The following is a 22,663-nucleotide window of genomic DNA, read 5'->3' on the forward strand; positions in this document are numbered from 1 at the left end:
CCGTCCACCCTGGATGAGAGGTCGCCGTAGCCCACGAATGCTGGGGCGATCTCCCAGGCACGGACCAGACTCGGCGCCGTGGGGAGGGTCCCCTGGCGGGCGTGGGCCCGACCAGGGGAACCGTGACAGTTGCCGCTCTCGGACGGGCGCCGACCGAATATGGTCGTGCGCCATGCGGAACTCGTTCTGTGTTCTGGCCTGAAGGCGAAGCCGAGAACGGCGAGCGACGCGACGTCGCACTCAGGACCAGCCGTCCGAGCGCGGCCCCTGCGCGGAACTGGTCGACCGGCCGGTCGACGTCGGTTCCGACCGCCAGGACGGTCGGACGTTCGACGGCCACGTCCGCCACCCGCGTGCCACTCTTGTCGATCACGTCGAAGTCCCGCAGCACGAACTCCGGCTCGCGGGTTCGCGCAGTGGTGACGACCGAGTACCGCGGGATGCCGTCGGCAGCGCTGACGCGGCAGCAGCGGTTCGACGGGCGTCCTGCGGACAGCATTCCGGGGTGTTTCATCGCGACCCGCCGTCCGGCCTGGCCGGATGCCTAGTCGAGGTGCCCCAACGCGACGGCGAGCGACTCGGCGACGGGAGCCGCCGTGTCCACGGGCTGGGCGGACGGCCAGGGATCGGCTCGGGAGGCCATCGCCTCGTATACGACGGCCGAGGCGTCGGAGACCTTGTCGGGGGAGTCTGCCCGCTGCGCGATCCGGGAAACGGCCAGGTCCGCGGGTGCCACGCAGTGCAGTTCGACCAGGTCCGCGTGGGTGTCGGCCGCGACCTGCGCGGCCAGGTCCCGCTGGGCCTTCGATGTCCAGGAGGCGTCTGCCACGACCGTCTCGCCCCGTTCGAGGGCCAGGCGGGCGCGGTGGAGCATCTCGGCGTAGGCCCTGTCCGTGGCCTGCGGTCCGTAGACGCCTTCCCCGAAGGGGGCGGCGGCCGGGTCGTCGGACCGCAGGTGGTGCTGCTCTTTGCGTACGCTGTCCGACCGCAGCCACACCCAGTCCGGATGGCTGTCGGCCAGCTGCTCCGCCAGCGTCGACTTGCCGGTGCCCGGCAGGCCACCGACGAGGACCAGCCGCACCCGGCCGCGCCGCAGATGCCGCAGCGCGATGTCGGTCAGTGCCCGGGCGGTGTCGGCCGCGCCTGGCTCGCCCTGGTGGTCGCGGATGCAGGCAACCTTCGCGCGCACGAACGCCCGGTAGGCGATGTAGAGGTCTTCCAGGGAGCGCGGGTGGGTCTCCGCCGAGAACTCGCGGTAGGCGTCGAGGAAGTACCTGGCCTGGTCGGGCACGCCGAGCCGTTCAAGGTCCATGGCCAGGAACGCCACGTCGCCGAGGACGTCGCCGACCCGCAGCCGCTGGTCGAACTCGATGCAGTCCAGGATGCGGGGGCCGTCGTCGAGGCAGTAGATGTCCTCTGCCAGCAGGTCGCCGTGGCCGTCACGGACCCGCCCGGCGCGTTGCCGTTCGGTGATTAGCGGTGCTCGTCCGGTCAGGTAGCGCAACGCGAGCCGGGCGATCTCGTCGACGACGGTCCCGTCGAGCAGCGTGCCGCGAAACGGTGCCATGCCCACCGTGCCTTCGACCCAGAGCGCTTCCAGCGCGGCGAGGCCGCCGGCATGCGTGATTTCGGGCGACGTCGCGCACCGCTCGTGGAAGGAAGCCACCTGCCGGGCGACGTCACGCAGCTGCCCCTTCACCTCGGCGCCGTCGGCCACCAGCCGTGCCAGCTGCCGGTCGGACGGCATGCGGCGCATCACCACCATGTGGTCGCGCAGTTCACCGGCCGCGTCGCGGATGTCGCCGACGCCGAGGTAGACGTCCGGGGCGAGCCGGCGGTTGAGCCGCACTTCCGCCTCGCAGGCCGCCAATCGGGCCTCGCGAGTCCGGAAGTCGAGGAAACCGAGGAAGACCGGCTTCTTGAGCTTGAACACCCGGTCGCCCGCCAAGAACAACGTGGCGGTGTGCGTCTCCGCCGTGTCAAGGTGGTCGAGGTGCTGTCCGAGCCGGTCGTGGTCGGACACCACCTCGGGGTCCAGTCGGTCGAACGGGTGCTCCGCGAGGTCCTGCGGCGACGCCAGCAGGTCGGCCTGTCGATCGGACATCGTCTGCTCCTGCTCGTCTGCTCCCGCTCGGGACTGCCCTGCGCCACGTGTTAAGCGTCGTCGGCCGGCCGTGCGGGACGGCTCAGGCGACACGCTCCGACTCCGGGCCGCCGCCGAAGACGGGGCACGCCCACGACCGCGTTCGGCAGAGTCCTTCCGTCGCGTCGCGCCACGCCGGGCGGCTCGCAGTCGTCCGACTCACGGTGCCTGCCACTCTAGTGAGACCGCTCTGTCAGCCACGTCCAGTCCCGAACCTCCGGCATGTCCTCGAACTGCTCGGTGCGTTGCCCGTGCGTTCCGACGGCCGTTCAGGTGGTGGCCGAGCCGCGTCCCCCACGCCTCGGCACGCTCGCTTTCCCTGTCCGCCAGGGGCCCTTCGGTGGCGGTGACAAAGAAACGCGGCCCGCGGTCGATGCGGCGGTCCATCCTGATCACTTCAGGGCAGGTGGAGGAGCTGCTCGAGCCATGAGCAGCAGCTACCGACGTTGTCGACCGTGATGTGTGTCCCGCGGGGGAGTGTCCGACGAAAGTCCAACGGGTTGAGCGTGGCCGAGCGCGCGATCACCTTGCTGACGACCCGTACCCGTTCACGACGACTTGTCGGTACTCGGCCTGGACCTGCTGGCCGGGGGCGGATCGTCGGGCTGTTCGGTTACCTTTTGTGCCCCCAACGGGGCTCGCTACAGAATAGTGCAGGTCCTGCCAGGGGCTTCGCCGCTGGAAGGCTGGTCGTCGAGGGGAACTTCCTGGTCGGCTCTCTACGGGTGCGAGCGGTGGACCATGCGCCAGACCGCGCGGTACCACCGCCGGGATGATGGGCAGATACGGCCGGCCGCCACCCGCTACGGCAGGCGGAGCCTCTCGGTGGGCTGCCCGGTGAGCGTGGCGATCAGCTCGAAGTCCTTGTCGACGTGCAGTACCACCAGCCCGGCGAGCTCGGCTGTGGCGGCGATGATCAGGTCGGGGACGAACGGTGCGCGGTGGTGCCCGGTGCTGGCGAGCAGTTCTTGGATCTCGACGGCTCTGGCTTCGATACGGGGCGTGGTGTTCTCGACGGGCATCGCCGAGACCAGTGACCGGCGTAGCCGGACGCGGAGATCCTGAGCGGATCGTGCGGAGAAGCCGACCTCCAGGATCGTGACCGTCGTGATCCGGATCAGGCCGTGCTGGATGTGGGACAGCGACCGGTCGGCGTCGGGGTCTCGCTCAGCCGGACGAGGGCGGACTTGTCGATGAGCCAGCGCCGTGCCGTCTCGGCTGTGGCGGTCACGACCAGGCCTGCCGCATGACCTCCGGGTCGGCGAGATCGCGGAATGCGGCACTGAACCAGCGCAGGTCGTCGAGGGTCACCGGGGTGACCGAGCGTGCCGCATCCTGGGTGAGCTGCCGGCGGAGGTACTCGTTGCGGGACAGGCCGAGCCGGGCGGCGTGCGCCTCGACAGCGGCCAGCGCGTCATCGGGCACGCCAGGGATGAGCACATCGGGATATCCCATGCTGTCAGCAGGCGTGGCCCGTGGCCTGGGTAAGCGGCGGGATTGTGGGCCGTCGTGGCTTCATTGGCGGCTTCTTTGGGACATCACCGCATTCGCGGGTGTTTTATCCAGAAGCCGTTGCGGGACCTGAACAGGAGCACCTCCATCGCCGAGCTGATCATCGCCGGCAGGCCGGGGCCGCTGCGGAGGACGTCACCGACTGCGTCGGTGACGTCGGTCAGGAGACCGCGATCCTCGGCCGGGACGGCCCCCGCCCAGCTCCGTAGCTGTCGATGTCGCGTTGCACCTGAAGGCCACCCAACGTGCGCCCCGGGTACCGAATCCCGTCGAGCGCGCGGGACCCTCTAGATTCGTGCTTGATAGTGCGGGGCCTCAGGGGCAAGGGGACAGGCAATGGCGACCGCGGCGCGTGACCGGTTGGCGAGGATGTTGCGCGGCGACACGGAGACCGCGTTCAGCGTGGAGCTGACGGCGAGCACGGATGACCTGAGCATCGAGGTCGAGGGCATCGGACCCGTCACGTTCCCGGTGCCGTACGCGCAGGCCCGCAAGCTCCTCGGCCTCGGTCAGCCTGCCCGGTTCGGTCGCGGTGAGGAGACGCTGACCGACCCGGGCGTCCGTGACACGTGGGAGATCCCGAAGAACCTCGTTCATGCCACGTGGGACGACGACGCGTTGAACGTCATCCTGACAACGGCGAAAGATGAGCTGGGCCTGCCGATCGCCGCCGAGCTGACCGCCGATCTTCATTCCCTTCTGGTGTACGAGCCGGGCCAGTTCTTCCTCGCTCATCAGGACAGCGAGAAGGACGACTCGATGATCGGCACCCTGGTGGTGACGATGCCGTCCACCTACACCGGCGGCGAGCTGGTGGTCAGGCACAACGGCGAGCAGCGGGCCTACCGGGGGTCGAAGACGGAGCTGTCGCTGGTCGCCTTCTACGCCGACTGCCGGCACGAGGTCGCCGAGGTGCGGTCGGGGTATCGGATCGCGCTCACCTACAACCTCCTGCTGCGTGGGGACACCTCCTTGCCGGAGGGCGACGAGGGAGCAGTCGCCGAACTGGCCGGTTTCCTTCGTGAGCACTTCAGCACACCGGTGCCCGCCTACCGCCCCGGAGCCGCGTCCGACCCGCCGAACCGGCTCGTCTACCTCCTCGACCATGAGTACACCCCGCGCGCGCTGGGCTGGGATGGGCTGAAGGGCGCCGATGCCGCGCGCGTGTCCCTGCTGCGGGCCGCGGCCGAGCGGGAGGGGTACGAAACCGTCCTCGCGCTCGCCGACGTCAAGACGACGTACAGCGCGTACGAGGCGGACGACGACTACGGATACGGCGGACGACGCTACGAGGACGAGGACGAGGACGAGGACGAGGGCGACGACGAAGGCCCTGACGGCTCGGCCGACTACGAAGTCCAGGAACTGATCGACGTCGACGTCACGCTCACGCACTGGACCGGTCCGGGTGGCGACCGGCTGGAGGCGACCTCGCTGTCCGTCGGCACCGACGAGGTCTGTGCGTCCACCGGGACGGACGACCTTGAGCCCTATACCTCGGAGTACGAGGGCTATATGGGCAACTGGGGCAACACACTGGACCGCTGGTACCACCGCGCGGCGGTTGTCGTGTGGCCGCGCGAGCAGGCCTTCGCCAATCGTGCCGAGGCCTCGCCCGCCTGGGCGCTCGACGCGCTCGCCGAAATGGCGCCGGCGGGCGCGAAGGCCGCCGTGGCGACACTCGAGCCGTTCTGGGACGGCGTTCTGCGCGCACGGTCGCCGCGGGACGAGGACAGGATCTCCGGGATTTTCGGCAAGGCGCTGCGAGCGGCGGACGTCGTGGCGGACGCGGCGACCGCGTCGATGCTGCTGCGCCCGTTCCGCGTCGAGAACCTGACCGCAGGCGACGCCGCGCCCTTCGCGAAGCTCACCGGCCGGTACGGCCAGCAGTGGACCATGGAACTGCTGCGGACGTGGGCCGGCGTGGGACAGCCGACCTGGGCGATCGACGGACCGGAACGCAGGCGGTGGGTGGCGGGATCGCTTCCCGGTCTGTGCGCGGGGCTGCACGCCGCGCACGGTGCCGGCGCGGCGACCGCACGGCTGCTTCTCGACCTGGCATGGGAGTGGCTGCGTGAGGCCATCGGCATCACCATCAGGTCATCGTCCCCCCGCCACCGCGACAGCGGCCTCGATGACCTGGGCACACCGCTCGCCTCGGTGCTGACCGCCGCCGCGACCGGGGCGGCGAGCATCCGGGACTCGGCGGCCGGGTACCTCCGGCGGCAGCCGGACACAGTCACGGCGCTTGTAATGCCCGCGCTACGCGCCGCGGTGAGCCTGCCCGGCGGCGGCCCCCGCGGCGAGGCGGGTTTCGACGTCTTGGCCGCGGACTGCGCCGCGCGGCTGCGTGCCCGGCTGGCCCTCCCTCGGCGCGCGCCCACCGACTGGTCGATCGAGCTGCCCGCCGGCGGCTGCACCTGCGACTTGTGCGGCACCTTGCGCACGTTCCTGGCGGACCCGGACCGGCGCACCCTCGAATGGCCGCTCGCCGAGAAGCGCAGGCAGCATGTCCACTCCCGGATCGACATCGCCGAACTGCCCGTCAGTCACGTCACCCGGCGCCAGGGCCGCCCCTACACGCTCATCCTCCACAAAACCGACGCGATCTTCACCGAAGAGGCCAGGGCGCGGGACCGGGACCAAGCCGACCTGGACTGGCTGGCTGCCGAATGGCACCCGATGTGATCATCTACTCCCGTGAGGCCGGGCTGGCCAAGCTGGCAGGGCGTCCTCTTCCGCATTACGCCGTTGCCATGACGGAGATGCCGCTGCCGGAGGGTCGGGTAGGCGGCGACGCGGGCGAAAGGTGAATGCCGTGCGGCCGTACGAGGCTGCCGATCCAGCGACTGTGCCGCCCCGATCAGGGCCAGCGGCCCGGCGAGGTCGAGCAGTGACACGTGCGGCTGGCACTTCGCGGCGCCCCTCGGCACGCTGCTCGACGAGGTAGGTCGCAACGCCGAGTGCGGCAGCGCGGCCAGCATGAGCCAGGTCAAGGCGGCCAGCCGAGCGCGTGGTTTGGCCGGCGGCACGAGCAGGCCGGTGATTGGGCAGGGTCAGGAACCGTCGAGGGTGGCGAGGAAGGCCCGGGCGCTGGGCGCCGAGGGGGCTGGTTTCCGGTAGATGAGGCTGATCGTGTGCCGGGCGGCGTGATCGTCCAGCCGTAGCACCCCGATGTCGCCTGATGCCTCCGCCGCTTTCCGGGCCGCGGAGGCGGTCACGATCGCGGCGCCGAGGCCGAGGGCGGCGAAGCGGATGATGTCGCCGAGGTTGGTGAGTTCGAAGGCGATGGTCCGGGTGGTGATGCCGGCGCGGGTGAAGGCGGCGTCGACCTGCAGACGCAGCCCCGATCCCGTCCGCAGTTCGATGAAGCGGGTGCCCTTGGCGAGCTCGGGTAGACGCACGTAGGTGTGGCCGAACAGAGGGTGGGTCCTGCCGACAACGGCGACCAGTGGCTCGGTGGCCAGCATGCGGTGCGCCAGCCCGTCCGGGATCTGGTCGGCGAACAGGCCGACGAATGCCAGGTCGAGTTCGCCGATCCGGACCTGTTCGGCCATTATCACGCTGCCGTTGTCGCTGATGGCGATCTCGACTCCGGGATGGCGTCGGTGGAAGTCGGCCACCATTGTCTCGATCTCGCTGGTTGTCTCGACGGCTCCGATCATGCCGAGGCGCATCTGACCGGTGACGACTCCGGACAGCCCCGCCAGCGCCGATGTGGCCTGGTCGAGTTCGGCCAGGATCCGCCGGGCGTAGGGCAGCAGTAGTTCCCCGGCCTGGCTGAGCCGGACAGACCGGCTGGTCCGTTCGAACAGGCGCAGGTCGATCTCCCGCTCGAGCCGGGCGATCTGGTAGCTGAGCGCGGACTGCACCACGTGGCAGCGGGTGGCGGCCCGGGTGAAGTTCGCCTCTTCGGCGACGGCGACGAAGTACTCCAGCTGACGAACTTCCATCGAGATCCTCGATCGGTGCACTCGAAACAATGTCTTGGACAGATTGCCTGACGGCGCCGAACCTCGTCATCAGGACACCACGCGCGAAGCTCCATACCGGACACGCCTCGGACACGCCGAAGAAGCAACCGCCGTGGACCAGCGATCTAGCTGATGACCATCCCGGGGTGCACCCGGGAGCCCGCCCCCGCTACAGCCACTCGGACGCCGCAACCCGGAGGACCGCGTGCCCTCGTCCCGTATCTCGCAACCACTGGTCGTCATCCTCGGCGCGCTGACGGCGCTCGCCCCGTTCTCGATCGACACCTACCTGCCCGGGCTGCCCGACCTGGCCCGAACCTTCCACACGTCGGCCTCGGCAACGCAGCTGACCCTGACCGCCTGCCTGCTCGGCCTGGCCGTCGGCCAGCTCGTCGCCGGGCCGCTGAGTGACAGCTACGGCCGGCGCCGGCCGCTGCTGGCCGGGCTCGCCGTGTACACCCTCGCATCGCTGCTGTGCGCGCTCGCGCCGTCCATCTGGGCGCTGGTCGCCCTCCGGTTCGTACAGGGAGCGGCCGGCGCCGGCGGCATCGTCATCTCCAAGGCCATCGCCCGCGACCGGACCAGCGGGACGGCTTCCGCCCGGCTGTTCGCCACGCTTGCGCTCGTCACCGGCCTCGCCCCCATGCTCGCGCCAGTTGTCGGCGCCCAGGTTCTGCAGGTCACCTCCTGGCGGGGCGTGTTCCTCGTCCTGGCCGGCCTCGGCGCGGTGCTGTTCACCGTCACCGCCACCGGGCTCGCCGAGTCACTGCCCGCCGGGCGCCGGCACCGTGGCGGGGTGAGTGCCACCCTCCGGGTCTTCCGCGGGCTGCTGGCCGACCGGACCGTCCTCGGGTGCGCGCTGGCCCTCGGGTTCGCAGCCGGCGCCATGTTCGCCTACATCTCCGGGGGACCGTTCGTCCTCCAGGACATTTACGGCCTGTCCCCACAGGCGTACAGCGTCACGTTCGCGGTCAACGCCCTCGGCTTCATCGCCGCCAGTCAGGTCGGTGGGCGCGTCGTCCACCGCACCGGCCCACGCGCACTGCTCCTCGCAGGCGTCGCCATGTGCGCCGTCGGAGGCATTGCCGCGTTCGTCGCGCTCGCCGCCCACGCGGGCCTGGGAGTGGTGCTGCCGACCCTGTTCGTGACGGTCACCAGCATGGGACTGACCTTCCCGAACGCGATCGCGCACGCGCTGGCCGACCAAGCGGGCAACGCCGGTGCGGCAGCGGCCCTGCTCGGCCTCGCCCAGTTCCTGTTCGGCGCGCTGGCAGCCCCTGTCGTCGGGTCCGCCGGCACCGACACCGCACTCCCCATGGGGATCATCATCGCCGTTCTCGGGGTCGCCGCGGCGACCGCATGCGTGTTCCTGGTTCCCCGGCAGACCGGGAGAAACACTCAGGTAGGGAAAGCCACAGTCTTGTCCGCACCCCGATAGACCACGCTCATACCACTTGCCGCTCGGCCCTGGTCGTCCCGACTTGCCTGGCTCGACGTCGGTGCAGGTGACGGGGGCCGAGCCGGGACCGGCTTCCGCCACAGCTGAAGTTTCCGTGCCAAGACCGCCTTGCACCGTATCGGGTACGACCTGTGCGCCTCCTGGCACCGTCTCGGTGTTGAGTCCTCCGCTGATGTGTCGAGACGGTCGGGTTGGTGCTCGTGGTGCGGTACGACGCGCTGTCTGACGGCAAGGTAGGGCACGAACCCGTGCACATCGTCGTTGGTTGGTGCTAGCCATTCAACCAATAGTTCGGAGGATGCTGACTAACAATGCCGGAGCGCCGACGTATGACAGCGAAGAGTTACCAGAGCGGATGAACGGACCCGTCCATCGCTAACTTTTTGCAGCAGATTGACTACTCTCTGGTGCCCCCAACGGGATTCGAACCCGTGCTACCGCCTTGAAAGGGCGACGTCCTGGGCCGCTAGACGATGGGGGCAGCGGACCGGAGATGCGGCAGCGGATGATCCACCACAGCGCCGGGCTTCAGAACAGGGCAAGCATAGGGGATCGTCCGCTCCGCCGACAAACGCGTGCCGTCGACCGCTGGTCGGAGGACGCGACGTCGATCATGCCGGCGGAGGCTTTGGCGGGGCAACCGCGGGCCCTGAGGGCAGACTGAGCGCGGGGCGTGGGTCGACCCGGCGGTAGCGCGACCGGAAGAACGCGCGTACCGGACGTCCGCCGATCGAGATCGTGTGTTCGATGGTCACCGGCGCAGCCGATGTGGCCGGAATGCCCGGAGTGGTCCCGTGCGGCGGTGCCGCCGGGCGGGGGAACGGGACTTCGAGCGGCGGCGTGATGTCGAATGACAGGGTGACGTCGTCGGATCTCGCCCGGGGTGTGTTCGGGTCGTAGACCCGCAGCCTGACCCGGTTTCCGCGCTGCTCGTACGCGTAGGCGAGGACCTGGTGATTGAGGCCGAGGCGCAGCGGGTCGGCCGAGTGGACGGTGATGACGCCGAGCGGGCAGAGCAGACCGCGATCCAGGTCGAGGCGGATCCGCGGCCATTCCCGGTCGACGCTGATCCGCCCGACGCCGGGGCGGGTCAGCGGGCCGCGAGGCAGGTCGGTGTCGGCCGCGCTGGTCAGGCGGTAGTAGCGGTAGACCCCGCGCGGGATGTCGAAGCTGTCGAAGAGCCGGCGCACGATGTAGCGGTAGAGGGCCGTCCCGGCGGCCGGTGGGCTGGTGATCTCCGGAGGCGCTACGCCGAACTCGAACATGTCGCGGACGGCGTAGATCATCCCGCCGCACAGGCCACGGCTGGCGTCTCCGATCGGCACCGTGCCGAGGCCCACGACCGGGATCCGCAGGACGGGCTGGCGGGGGAAGGAGTTGGTGAAGCCGAAGGCGTGGGTGCTCGGGAGGAAGCCCGGCACGGCTGCGCTCCGCCCGCCGGACCGCTCCCGTGCTGTTCCGTCCCGCATGGTGCCGTCGCCCACAGCGCCGTCGCCCACGGCGCCGTCACCCACGGCGCCGCCCGGCGTGGTGCCGTCGCCCGCTCCTTCGTCGGTCACGCCTCCATCCTCACGTCCCGGCGGGGTTGCCGGGGTGGATGTCGTCAGGACTCTCGACGCGGCCGGCGGTCGCGGTGGCGGCCCGCCGGTGCCCCGGTCACGCGCGGGGGCGCGGGCGGGGCGGGGAGCCGCACCGGTCCGGCGGGGGCGAGGGTAGCGGGACGACGGGCGGCCAGCGCGGCGCGAACGGTCTCGGTCAGGCTCGTGGGGGTGAACGGCTTGGGCAGGTAGGCCACGCCGAGGTCACCACCGCCGTCGGCGAGCATCCCGCGGCTGTAGGCGGAGGTGAAGACGACGGGCAGGCCCGGGAACATCCGGGTCAGTTCCTCGGCGAGCTGACGGCCGTTGCGGCCGGGCATGATCACGTCCGTGACGAGTAGATCGACGGAGGTCAGCCGGCGGGCGAGCGTCCGTGCCGCTCGGCCGTCGGCCGCGCACACCACCCGGTAGCCGGCACCGCGCAGCACCCGCTCGGCCAGGCGGCGGACGGCGTCGTCGTCCTCGGCGAGCAGGATGGTCGTGCAACTCCAGGCGTGCCGGGCGGCGTCTGGCCGGTACCGGTCGTTCGGCGCGGCTGATCGCTCCGGCGCACCTACCGGGGCGGGGCGGTTCGTCCTGACCGCGCCGCGCGGCCAGCCGCTCAGGTCGGCGCCGGTGTCGCCCCGGGCGTGGTCCTCGACCGCTCCGCCGGCTGTCGTGGCGACAGCGCCGGCCGACGGGAGACCGGGCCCGTGTCGGCCGGGGTCGCGGAGACCGACTGCGGTGATGCCAGGTGCGGCGGCGCCGGGTCCGGTGAACGGGGCGTCGTTGAGCGCGGGTTCGGTAAGCGCGGGTTCGGCGAGCGCGGGTTCGGTGAGAGTGGGTTCGACGAACGCGGGGAGGTCGACCCGGAACGTGGCGCCGAGTCCCGGGACGGAGTCGACCTCGACGGTGCCCTCGGCCTGGCGCACGATCCCGTACACGGTCGCCAGCCCGAGGCCGGTTCCCTTGCCAGGGTCCTTGGTGGTGAAGAAGGGCTCGAAGATGCGCGAGCGGACGTGCTCGGGCATGCCGTGCCCGGTGTCGGCCACGGTCAGCCGCACCAGCCGCCGCGGTGGGACGTCGGGGTGGGACGCGGAGGCGACGTCGTCGACGACCACCCGGATGAACAGCCGCCCGCCGTCGGGCATCGCGTCCCGGCTGTTGACGACCAGGTTGACCAGAACCTGCTCGAGTTTCCCGCGGTCGACGCGCACGATCGCGGGCCGCGCCGAGGGCATCACGACCAGCTCGATGTCCTCGCGGATGAGGCGGCGCAGCATCTCCTCGAGCCCGCGTACCAGGTCGTTGAGGTCGACCGGCCCGGGGCGGACGTCGACTGTGCGCGAGAAGGCGAGGAGCTGGCTCGTCAGGCCGGTGGCGCGCGCGGCCGCGTCCCGTACGGCGGTCAGGTCGCGCTGGACGCCCTCGTCGAGATCGCCGCGCGCCAGCACGAGCGTGGCGTAGCCGTCGATGACGGTGAGCAGGTTGTTGAAGTCATGCGCGATGCCGCCGGCGAGCTGGCCGAGGGCGTCGAGCCGCTGGGCCTGACGCAGCTGGGCCTCGATGTTCTTCTGCTCGGTGACGTCGGTGACGATCGCGAGCGTCCCGTCGACGGTGCCGGCCGGCCCGAGCCGGGCGGTGAGCGCGACCTGGGCGCAGACCTTGCGGGCGTCGGAGTGCCGCAGCGCTGTCTCGAGGCGGCGGACGGCGCCGGCCCGCACCGCCTCCAGCGCGGCCGTGATCTCGGCGCGGTCGGTGTCGGACACCAGGTCCGTGAACCGGGTGCCCAGCGGTGTCCCGCCGACGATGGCGGCGAACCGGGCGTTGCGGTAGGTGATGTGCCCGTCCGGGCCGAGCAGGACGACGCCGTCGGCCGTCGTCTCGACGATGCCGCGGTAGCGCTCCTCGCTTTCGCGCAGGGTCTGCTGTGTGGCCTCTCGCAGGCGAAGATCCTCGAAGAGGGCGGTACCGCGAACGAGTGCCGGGAAGCGACTCCGTAGCGTCCAGTACCAGATGCCGACGGTTGCAGTGACGACGTCCCAGGTGGTGGTGAGGAACTGGACGTCGACCAGAGTGCGGCCGGCCGGCCCCGCGGGCCCGCCGCCACCATGCCCGCTGCCGCTGTGCCCACCGTGTGCGGCCGGGCCGGTGGCGTGCGTGAGTTGGAGGATGTGCGAGCCGTGCCCGATCGCGCAGGTGAAGAAGATGGCGGCGGTGGCCAGGCCGAGCGGGTTGTTGCGCCACTGGCCCGACCGCCACAGGCCACGCGCGATCGACAGGCAGATCGCGAGGTAGGCGGCCGTCGTCGCGGCGTTGGCCAGGGCCGCCGTGGCCAAGCCGTTCACGGGCTGTGGTCCGGGCCCAGGGGCGGCCGCGCCGTGGCGGGTGCCCGGCTCTCAGGCGCGTGTACGAGTGTCATCCGAACGTGAATCGTCCGTATGACCTTGTATCTCGCCGCATAAAATGCTATTTGAGTGCTCGAATAGGTACTTCTGGTGACGGACTCCCCCACGGCGCCTCATCTTGCTCCGTTCCGCGGTGGGGTGAAAGGAGAACCCCCGTGGTCCCACGTGTGCCCCTGCGAGACAGTCAGAAGCGCGGGAGGTACGCAGGAGCCACAGCGGTTATCCGGTGCCGGCCCGGCTGAGCGATGTAAAGCGTCCCGTCGGGACCCACGGCGACCTGCTTCGGATCGAGCACGGGCACCTCGCCCGACCGCGCCGCGGCGACGGCGACCCTGCCGTCCGGGTGGATCGCCAGCACCCGGTCCCCGGCGGGATCAGCCAGGTAGACGGTGCCGTCAGGCCCGACCGCGAGCCCGGTCGGGGTGCCCACGTCGGTGCCGGTCGCCGGTGCGCCATCGGCCGCGGGCCGGCCGCCGTACGCCGTGCCGGCCATGGTCCCGATGCGTCCCGCGTGGTCGACGCGCCGGATCCGCCGCTGGTCCGGGTCGGCGATGAGCAGGCGCCCCGCGCCATCCACCGCGAGAGACTGTGGACGTCCGATCGCGGCCCGCGTGGCCGGCCCGCCGTCGCCGGAGTAACCCGGTTCGGCGGTGCCGGCGATCACCCGTGCCGTCTCACCCGGCCCGAGCCGCCAGACCCGGTGGCTGTCGGTGTCCGCGACGAGGAGGACGCCGCCGGGGCCGGTCGTCACCGCGCGTGGCCGGCGCAGCGCTGCGGGCGTCGGCACGGTGGTGATCGTCCCGTCCGGGTCGACCCGGCGGATGCGGTCGTTGAAGCAGTCCGCGATCAGCAGGGCGCCGTCCTCGGTCACCGCGAGGCCGGCTGGATTGTCCAGCTCCGCGGCGGTGGCGGGGCCGCCGTCCCCGGCCCGCCCGGCCTTGCCCGTCCCGGCCACCACGGTCTGGGACGCCGTTACCTGGAACGCCGTCACCCGGGATGCTGTCGGCCGGGGGGTTCCGCCTTTGGTCGTGCCGGGTGCGGCGTCCGCGGCGTCGACGCGCAGGACCCGGTGCGCCAGCGGTTGTGAGACGTACAGTGCGCCGTCCGGGGCGACCGCCAGCGCGAACGGGCTCTCCACTCGCAGGTGCACGACGGCGCGGCCCGCCGGGGCGGGCCGGCCGTCCCGCCCCGGCGGGCCGGTCGCGGGTTGCTCGTCACGGGGCGAGCGCCGTCCCGCCCACCGCCGCAGCAGGCCTTGGCGCCGGGTGAGGGGTGAGTCCGCGGTGCTGGTTTCCCGGCCCGCCGTGGTGTCCCGGCCCCTGGGTAGAAGGACGGGGCCCTCGGTGGGGGCGGTTGCGTCGGCGGGTGCGACGGTGTCGGCGGGTGCGACGGTGTCGGGTCCGGCCTGTGCTGACGCCGGTCCGGCGTGTGCTGACGCCGGTCCGGCGTGTGCTGACGCGGGTCCGGCCTGAGCCGACGCGGTCGCGGCGATGAGGACGACGTCCGGCAGATGGACCGGGACGGGGCAGGCCGACAGCCAGCCGGGGCCGAAATCCCGCGCGGCCGCGGCGGCGAGCTCGAGCGCGAAGTCGAGCGCGCTCTGCTGGCGTCGCGCCGGGTCGGGGTCGAGCGCCCGTACCACGACCCCGCCGATCGCCGGCGGCGTCGATCCGGGTGGCGGCGGCCGGAAGCCGCGCAGGTGCTGCTCCGCGAGCTCTACGGGGGAGAGTCGGCGGGAGAACGGTGTCTGCCCCGACAGCAGCTCGTAGAGGACCGTCCCGAGCGCGTACAGGTCGGTCGCCGGCCGCAGCGGGGCCCCGGTGAACTGCTCTGGCGCCATGTAGACGGGTGTGCCGACGATCGTGTTGCCGCGGCCCGTCGTCGTCTCGACGATCTTCGCGATGCCGAAGTCCGTGATCTTCAGGGTGTGGTCGGAGGTGAAGAGCACGTTGTCGGGCTTGATGTCGCGGTGGATCACCTGGCTGCGGTGCGCCGCGTCCAGCGCGGTGGCCATCGCCAGGCCGAACGCGACCACCTCCGCCATCGCCAGCCCGCGCGAGGCGCGGGCGCGCAGCGTCCCGCCGGCGCAGAGCTCCATGACGATCATGCAGAGGTCGCGCCGTTCGACGTAGTCGAAGACGCGGACGATGTGCGGATGCGCGAGCCGGGCGAGCAGGCGCGCCTCCGCGGCGAAGACCTCCCGGCCCACCCCGAGCTCCGACTCGGAGTCGGCCATCTCCGGCACCAGGATCTTGATCGCGGCCGGCCGCTCGAGCCGGACGTGCCGGGCGGCGAACACCAGGCCGAACCCGCCCGTCCCGATCAGGTCGCCGACCTCGTAGCCGGGCAGCGCCGCCTCGATGTGCGCGCGGTCGACGATCACATCAGACTGGCCGCCGACGCCGCCGAGGCGGCGGAACAATCACCCACAGACCGGATCGTAGGGCAGATCCGGTAGGAAACGGCGCCACTCCGCGGCCGTGATGCCCACCCCCGCCCGCTCGCAGATCCGGGCCCGCACCCGGTCGACATCAAGGTCCCACACCACCGCGGGCACGGTGAAGATCACACCGACCAGCTTCTTGCCGTCCAGGGTGTAGAGGATCTCCCCGATACCGGCCTCACTGCCGGCCGAGCGCGCGAGCTTCTCGATGAGCGTCGGGGAGTCGCGTTCCGTAACGTCCCAGACCTGCACGGTGTTGTCGTTGCTGCCGGTGGCGAGCTGCGTGCCGTCCGGGCTGAACGCGACGCTGGTCACGGACGTCGAATGGCCCGGCAGGTCCGCGATCTGGCGCGGCGCGTCCAGGCGGGTCACGTCCCACAGCGTCGCGAACGGGTTCGCCCCGCCGGCCGCGAGCGTCCTGCCGTCGGGGGAGAAGCGCACCTCCCAGACCCCGCCCGGGAACTCGGGCAGCTCCGAGACCAGCCGGAGCCGACGCGGGTCCGTCACGTCCCAGAGCTTCACCGAGCGTTCGGCCGCACTCACCAGGATTCGGCCGTCCGGGGAGAAACTCAGGTCACGGACGGACGAGCGGTGCGCGATCAGCGACGCGAGCCGCCGCGGCCGGGAGAGATCGGTGACGTCCCAGGTCTCAACCCTGGCCTGGAACGCCGGTTCCGGCGGGGAGTTCAGACCGCCGAGCACCAGGGTCCTCCCGTCCGGGCTGAACAACAGCTCCGCGGTGCCCCCGGCCGGCCCCGGCACGTCCGAGATCCGGGACGGCTTCGCGGGGTCGCGGACGTCGTAGAAGACGATGTTCTTGCCCGTGCCCACGGCAAGCACGTTCCCGTCCGGGCTGAAGGCCGACGAGCCCGTCGGGTCGAACTCGTCCACGGTCACGTCGGTGAGCACGTGCAGCCGGCGGGGCGCGTAGGGATCACCGACGTCCCACAGCTCGACCGCCTTGTCGGTGGTGATCGCCACGATGCCGGTGACCGGGTTCACGACGGCGTCCTCCTGCGTGCCGTCGCGCCCGATCAGCGCCGGGCCGGGCATCTCCCAGATCCGCAGCGAGCCGTCCACCGAGACCGACGCGAGCCGGCGGCCGTCCGGGCTGAAGGCCACATCCCAGACCGTGGCGCCCTCGTCGAGGAAGGTCAGGCTGTACTGGTCGACGTCCACATCGAAAATCGGAACTCCGACGTACCGGAACCCGCCCACGCCGACCAGGCCGCTGACCGGGTCCACGGCGAGGCCGGTGATCGGCGCGTCCCCGCTGCCCGCCCGGCCGTCGTACTCCAGACGCGGCAGATCCGGCCCGGAGAACTTGCGGACGTAGCCGCCGTTCCCGGCGGTGTAGACCGTGTGGCCGTCGCCGCCGAAGGTGACCGACCGGATCGGGCCCGCGCCGTCCGCGCTCGGGCCGCCGTCCTCGACGAGCACCTTGAGTGGCCGCGGACCGCTCGGATCATCGACCGACCACAGCAGGGCGGAACCACCCTCGTCCCCGGCGATCAGGAACGCGCCGTCCGGGCTGAACTCCAGCGCCACCACCTGCGCCAGGTGCAGGAAGAGCTGCCCCTCCTTCACCGGGCGCGCCGGATCCGAGACGTCGTAGATGAACGCCGACTTCCCGTAGCCACCGACGGCGAGACGATCAGACGTCGGGTCGAACGCCAGGCCGTAGACCTCCGAATCCGCCTTCGGCAGGGTCGCCAGCAGACGCGGCCTGGCCCGGTCGGTGATGTCCCACAGCTTGGCCAGCCCGTCGGCGCCGCCGGTCGCCAGCACCGTCCCATCCCGGTTGAAGGCCACCGCCTTCACCGCCCTGCCATGCCCGCCACCACGTTCGTCCGGGATGCGTGCGAGTGGCGTGAGCCGCCGCGGATCGGTCGCGTCCCAGACCGCGGCCGTCCAGTCGTCGCTGCCCGTCGCCAGCAGGCGACCATCCCGGCTGTAGGCCACCGTGCCGACCGACTTGGTGTGCGCCTGGTACCGCGTGGGCACCCCGCTGCCGCCGTTGAACGACGACAGGACGGCCCCGCGTGCCTCCGGCGTGTCCGCCGTGCGCAGCGCGACCAGGCTGAGCTGGGCGGCCAGCGCCGGATTGTCCCGTCGGGCGGCCTCCGCCTGCGTCGCGATCCGCTGCGAGAGCGCCCGGTCCCGAGCCCGCCCCGACGAGGTGCTCTGCTGGAACGTCAGACCCGCCAGCGACGCGGCGACGAGCAGCAGGACGGCCAGCGCCGCCGCGAGCTGGCGCAGCCTACGGGCCCGACGCGCCGCCGCCCGCTGCTGCTCGGCCTCCGCGCGGACACTCTCGTCGAAGAACTGCCTGGTCGTCGCATCGACGTCCAGGTCGTCGTCCATCCAGTCGCGGGCCGCGGCGAGACGCGAACCGGCGAAAAGGTAGGACGGATCCCGCCCGCCCCGCTCCCACACCTCAGCGGCGTCGCGCAGCTGCTGCAACGCCACGGCGCCGGCGCGGTCCATGTCCATCCACTCGCGCAGCCGTGGCCAGGAACGCAGCAACGCCTCGTGCGCGATCTGCAGACCGTCCTGATCCCCGTCGGCATCGGCCTCGACGAGACGCGCGGCTACCAGCGCATCCAGGACGGTCGCCGACTCCGGCCCCGGCACCTCCGCGAGCAGCGTTGCCCGCCGCACCCGCCGCCGGGTGTCCGCGCCGTTCTCACCAAGCCGGATCATGCGCATCAGTAGCGGTCGGACGGCCTGCTGGGCGGCCCCGTCCAGACTCGTGTAGGCCGCCTCGGCGGTCTGGGCGATGGCCCCGGTCAGCCCGCCGACGCGCAGATAATCGGCGACGGTGAGCGCCTCGCCCGCACGGGCGAACCAGGTCGCGCGCAGCGCGTGGGCGAGCAGTGGCAGCGAGCCCGGATCAGCCACGAACCCGGAGCTGAGGTTGGAGACGAGCTCGGGGCTGCGACCGCTGCCGTGGCCGGTGCCCTGGTCGCTTCCGGTGATCCCCGTGCCGGCGGCGGCGCCGAGATCGCGCAGGACGAGCTCGACAAGCCCGGGCTCGACGTCCCCACCTGCGGCACGAGCCGGATTCACCACGATCTCGCGGATGTCGGCGGCCGCCATAGGCCCGACCACCACCTGATTGACCTGCAGGACCTCGACGAGCTCGGGGAAGGAGGCGCACGCCCCGTAGAAGTCCGCCCGCAGGCCGATCACGACGACCGCACTGCCCGCCGCGGTCGCGCACAGGGCCCGGACGAAGGCCTCCCGCTCGGCCTGGTCCGCGCAGAGCGTGAAAACCTCCTCGAACTGGTCGACCGCGATCACCATCCGCGGCTCGCGAGGATCGGCTGGCTCGTGAGGGTTGCCTGGCCTGTAGAGCGTGGTGGCGTCGTTTCGTGGGCCGCGGCGGATCGTGGTCTCGCCGTCCTCTGGGGCAGACCGAGGCGTGGCGCGCGCGGCGAGCAGCTCACGGACGATCTCGTTGAGCCGCTCCGGCTCCCGGCGCAGGCTGTCACCCAGCATCCGCGCCATCGTCGGCATCCCGGTCGCCTCGACGACACGCTGGACGAGCGCCTCGAGCGGGTGCTCGCCCGGTGTCATCACCAGCCGTGGCCAGCCACGCGAGCCGGGAAGCGCTCCGCGCGCGAGGGCGGGCAGGAGCCCGGCACGCAGCAGTGACGACTTCCCCGACCCCGAAGCGCCGACGAGCACCAGCGGCCCCACCCTCGACGCCTCCGAGGAAACCCTCGCCACCAGGTCGGCGACCATCCGCTCACGCCCGAAGAACCACTGCTCACTCGACTCGTCGAAGCCGCGCAGCCCCGGGTACGGGCAGGCCGTCGAGTACGCACCGGCCGGCGGGACGCCGGCCGGTGGCTTCGACGGGTATCCGTCGATGATCTGGGTGGGCGCAGCCTGGGACTCGACCAGCGGCGGCGTACGCATCTCCGCCGCGTTCCCGGCCGCCGTCCGAGGGGTCCGCTGGTCCGGCCGGGCCGCGGCGCCCGGCGAACCCTCACCGGAACCGTGCGGTCCGCCGCGCTCCGAACGCTCGGATGTCATGACCTCACCCGTCTCCGGGGCAGTGGGCCGATCGGGCAACCTCACCGATTGTGGTCTATCGCGGACTTTGACCGCACACCAGTCACCTAGACGACAGGGCATCCGCCGCTCGGCTGGAGACCGCCGTCCTTGGACCCGGGCTCGGCCACGGGCGCCTGCTACGCCACCGCGCACACGGGAGCGGGCGTCCACGGGATCAAGGACGCGCTCCGCGGATGATCCGCCATGGTCTTCGACTCCTCGAGACCAGGCCGGACAGGCGCGCCGGCTGGAGTCCGCTGGAGGGAAGGCGCCGCGATGGACCCGTCTGAGGGCGGCCGCGAGCGGCCTCGCCCGGGGCCCTGTGCGTACCGAGGATCATGGCGGGCCGATCGATCATGTATCGAGGAAAACTTCCTGCCCCCCACAGCCCGGATGGGTCGCATCGTCCTGTAGCATGACCTCCAGTTCCTGAGCAGCCGGGCACGACCAGCCGGCTTGGTCCACTGCGAGTAGCACGACCACTCAGGATGGCCAGAGCGACAACTGAAGATAAACACATGGTCCCGTGGTGAAGTCTGGAGTTCACGCCGCCCTGTCAAGGCGGAGGTCGCGGGTTCGAATCCCGTCGGGACCGCGTTATCGGCAACACAGAGCAAGATATGGGCAGGTAGCTCAGTCGGTACGAGCGTCCGCCTGAAAAGCGGAAGGTCGGCGGTTCGACCCCGCCCCTGCCCACTCACCCCCTGCCTGACCTGGGTTTTCTCTAGATCAGTCTCGGAGCTCCGGGTTGTGCAGTGCCCGGACAGAGTAAAACTTTTTCGGCTTGCACCGTGTACTGATCGAGGATCTTCGAGTCGGCTTCCGTGGACTCGTGCCGATTCGGGAGAATTAGCCAAAGTATCCTGCGGTGGGTTCTCGTTTGTGTGAGATCGTCACAGGGTCGGCGGGGCTGCCGTGCTGGCGATCTCCGTCCGGGCGGTGTCGAACCTGACGGGAACAGCGGTATCGACATCGGGCCGAGAATCGGGCTGTCTGGTTCTGCGACGACGTGCGCTGCAGTGAGAACCACCCGATCTGACACCCGCGCGGCGTCACTACCGGCCGGGGCAGTCTCGTGAGCTGGTGACCGATGCGCTCAGGCAGACGACGTGGTGGCCGGCCGGACCGTCGCTGAGGGTGCGCCCGACGGCGCCCGGAGGACCCGCCGGCTTGCTGTCAGGACGGCGAGAGCACCCGCAGACTCGCCGCAAACGGGAGCCGTCCGTCCGGTGGGGTTCCAGAGCGTGAGTGGACTCCACTCTGCGAGGCAGACGACATGATCAACGGCGTACTGTAGTGACGTGGACTCGTTGCACGCCTTCCGGACCGTTGACGACGCCGCAGCGGTCGCGGCTGGCATGGTCGCGGCCGAGTCCCGCCTGCAGGACATCTGGCGGCACGCAATTATACAGATGCTCGACGACTACACCAGCGTGCTGCGCCACCAGGGCCCTGAAGCAGCGAGCGCGATGTGGGCAGACCGCCCACGACCGTCCGGCGACCGCCGAGTGGACGCGGCGCTCGCCGCGCTTGGAGAGCACCTCGCCCGTCGAGACGGCTGGCAGACCCCCCCATGGGTGCGCGACCCGGCACTCGAGGCAGTGCCCTGGTGGTTCGTCACCACGCTGAAGGGCCTCCATCCTCGGGCGTTGGTCGAGTCCCCGCTGTCATTCCGTAAACGGGGCGTGTTCATCACCGGCGGCGCGCTCCAGCGGGCGTGACATGACCAGCCCGGGTCTCGGCCGTGAGTCGATCACCAGTCTGCTCCAGGAACTCAACGACGAACTGGGCCGGCGCGGCGCAAAGGCCGACCTTTTTCTCGTCGGCGGCGCCGCGCTCGCCCTCGTCTACGACGCGACCCGATCCACCCGCGATCTTGATGCCGTTTTCCTGCCAACCGACGTCGTCCGCGCCGCGGCCTCCGCGCTCGCCGAGCGCCATGCCCTCCCGGCCGACTGGCTCAACGACGCGGTGAAAGGCTTCCTGCCTGGCCCGGATCCGGCCGCGACCAGGTACTTCGATGCCAACCACCTCACCGTTGACGTTGCCTCCGCCGAGTACCTGCTCGCGATGAAGCTGTTCGCAGCCCGCGTCGAAGCCGACGCCGAGGACATCGCGTTCCTTTATCGCAAGCTCGGCTACACCACTGTCAGCGAAGGCCTCGACCTCGTCCAGTCCGTCTACCACGGTCGCCCGATCGATGCAAAGGTCCAGTTCCTCCTTGAAGAGATCGTCGATTCGCTCCACGACGACAGCGACGGCACAGCCCACGGCGGAAACTCCGCCTGAGCTGGCCCAAGCGTGGGACGCCCGGTACCGCCGGGCCGTGTGCCCGGGGCCGTGCCCGCCACCCCGGTCCTACGGGCCATCCGGCAGTCGTAGTCGATGCGTCGGTCGTGGACGTACCCTGGTCTGTCCGAAGCCGCCGCTGCGGACGGCCCGGCAACCCGGACCTGCCCGCCGGCGGGGAGCGGACCATCTGCCACCGTAGGATTGAAGACAATCCGCCTGTCGCGGTTACGCTCGTCGAGGTCGTGGGAAAACGCAGGTCAGCACAGCGTTTAGGCGTTTTGACCTGAAAAGCGGAAGGTCGGCAGTTCGACCCCGCCCCTGCCCACTCATCATCTCTGACCTTCCTGCGGGTTGTGCCGTGTGCGGACAGAGTTAAACTTTCTCTGTCTGTTCCGTGTACTGATCGATGATCAGCTACAGCAGCCGTACCTGGGTCGCGGCTTGTTGCCGTAGGACGTGGAGGAGTGCGCTGAGCCGGTCGCGGCGGGTGTCAGCGTAGTCAACCACGATCAGCACCGGGGTGTCGGTGTCCATGACGGTGGTGATCTGTTCGGTGGTGGTGTCTGCGGCGAGGGAGCCGGTGACCCAGCCGGTGTCGGCGAGGTCAGCGCAGACCTACTCTGCCGGGCGGATCCTACCCTGGCTGAATCCCCTGCCGTCTCCCACCAGCACCTGAACCGAGGGGCACCAGCCCTGCCAGTCAGGGCCCGCGTGCGGAGGTGCGGGACCCGGACTCCGGGCAAGGCAGCTATGCTGTCGCCCACATGGATGGCCTCGTACTCGCTGGGGAGCG

12 protein-coding genes and 3 tRNA genes are annotated in these 22,663 nt (G+C 71.0%); 6 read left to right on the forward strand and 9 right to left on the reverse strand.

Going from position 1 to position 22,663, the window contains the following annotated elements:
* Window positions 1-544: 544 nt before the first annotated feature.
* From AC559T_RS17955 to vapB, 3 genes are all read right to left on the reverse strand, one after another.
* Window positions 545-2,104, reverse strand: coding sequence for a bifunctional aminoglycoside phosphotransferase/ATP-binding protein (locus AC559T_RS17955; RefSeq protein ID WP_498869483.1), 1,560 nt, complete (start codon window positions 2,102-2,104; stop codon window positions 545-547).
* Window positions 2,105-2,946: 842 nt separating this feature from the next.
* Window positions 2,947-3,426 (reverse strand): PIN domain nuclease, encoded by a 480-nt coding sequence (locus AC559T_RS17960; protein ID WP_498869484.1) that lies wholly within the window; start codon window positions 3,424-3,426, stop codon window positions 2,947-2,949.
* Window positions 3,371-3,598: a type II toxin-antitoxin system VapB family antitoxin gene (vapB, locus tag AC559T_RS17965; protein ID WP_498869485.1), complete on the reverse strand. Its 228-nt coding sequence runs from the start codon at window positions 3,596-3,598 to the stop codon at window positions 3,371-3,373. Before vapB ends, AC559T_RS17960 begins: the two co-directional genes overlap by 56 nt.
* Window positions 3,599-3,991: 393 nt before the next feature.
* Here vapB and AC559T_RS17970 point away from each other — a divergent pair, with 393 nt between their 5' ends.
* Window positions 3,992-6,343: a 2OG-Fe(II) oxygenase gene (locus AC559T_RS17970; RefSeq protein WP_498869486.1), complete on the forward strand. Its 2,352-nt coding sequence runs from the start codon at window positions 3,992-3,994 to the stop codon at window positions 6,341-6,343.
* Window positions 6,344-6,711: 368 nt separating this feature from the next.
* Here AC559T_RS17970 and AC559T_RS17975 read toward each other — a convergent pair whose 3' ends face one another.
* Complete coding sequence (locus AC559T_RS17975; RefSeq protein WP_498869487.1) at window positions 6,712-7,608, reverse strand: LysR family transcriptional regulator; 897 nt, start codon at window positions 7,606-7,608, stop codon at window positions 6,712-6,714.
* A 226-nt stretch (window positions 7,609-7,834) separates the two neighbouring features.
* Here AC559T_RS17975 and AC559T_RS17980 point away from each other — a divergent pair, with 226 nt between their 5' ends.
* Complete coding sequence (locus AC559T_RS17980; RefSeq protein ID WP_498869488.1) at window positions 7,835-9,067, forward strand: multidrug effflux MFS transporter; 1,233 nt, start codon at window positions 7,835-7,837, stop codon at window positions 9,065-9,067.
* 426 nt (window positions 9,068-9,493) lie between these two features.
* Here the strand turns inward: AC559T_RS17980 and AC559T_RS17985 are convergent.
* From AC559T_RS17985 to AC559T_RS18005, 5 genes are all read right to left on the reverse strand, one after another.
* Window positions 9,494-9,569, reverse strand: a tRNA-Glu gene (locus tag AC559T_RS17985).
* Window positions 9,570-9,699: 130 nt separating this feature from the next.
* On the reverse strand, window positions 9,700-10,557 hold the full coding sequence (locus tag AC559T_RS17990; RefSeq protein ID WP_498869524.1) for a hypothetical protein: 858 nt from the start codon (window positions 10,555-10,557) through the stop codon (window positions 9,700-9,702).
* Window positions 10,558-10,691: 134 nt separating this feature from the next.
* Entirely contained in the window at window positions 10,692-13,013 is a 2,322-nt protein-coding gene (locus AC559T_RS17995) for a hybrid sensor histidine kinase/response regulator (RefSeq protein ID WP_498869489.1), read from the reverse strand.
* Window positions 13,014-13,257: 244 nt separating this feature from the next.
* The gene (locus AC559T_RS18000; protein WP_498869490.1) at window positions 13,258-15,495 is read right to left on the reverse strand and encodes a serine/threonine-protein kinase; all 2,238 of its coding nucleotides are present in this window, start codon (window positions 15,493-15,495) and stop codon (window positions 13,258-13,260) included.
* Window positions 15,496-19,557 carry an nSTAND1 domain-containing NTPase gene (locus AC559T_RS18005; protein WP_498869491.1) on the reverse strand — a complete coding sequence of 1,354 codons (4,062 nt, stop codon included), beginning with the start codon at window positions 19,555-19,557 and terminating at the stop codon, window positions 15,496-15,498.
* Window positions 19,558-20,098: 541 nt separating this feature from the next.
* Between AC559T_RS18005 and AC559T_RS18010 the strand changes: the two genes are divergently transcribed.
* From AC559T_RS18010 to AC559T_RS18025, 4 genes are all read left to right on the forward strand, one after another.
* A tRNA-Asp gene (locus tag AC559T_RS18010) sits at window positions 20,099-20,173 on the forward strand.
* A gap of 27 nt (window positions 20,174-20,200) precedes the next feature.
* Window positions 20,201-20,274: transfer RNA gene (locus tag AC559T_RS18015), tRNA-Phe, on the forward strand.
* A 605-nt stretch (window positions 20,275-20,879) separates the two neighbouring features.
* Window positions 20,880-21,299, forward strand: coding sequence for a hypothetical protein (locus AC559T_RS18020; RefSeq protein WP_498869492.1), 420 nt, complete (start codon window positions 20,880-20,882; stop codon window positions 21,297-21,299).
* A 1-nt stretch (window position 21,300) separates the two neighbouring features.
* Window positions 21,301-21,867: a DUF6036 family nucleotidyltransferase gene (locus tag AC559T_RS18025; protein ID WP_112107566.1), complete on the forward strand. Its 567-nt coding sequence runs from the start codon at window positions 21,301-21,303 to the stop codon at window positions 21,865-21,867.
* The last annotated feature ends 796 nt before the right edge of the window (window positions 21,868-22,663 follow it).

Source organism: Frankia sp. Hr75.2 (assembly GCF_949319125.1).
In the GTDB taxonomy this organism is placed as follows: Bacteria; Actinomycetota; Actinomycetes; order Frankiales; family Frankiaceae; genus Parafrankia; species Parafrankia soli.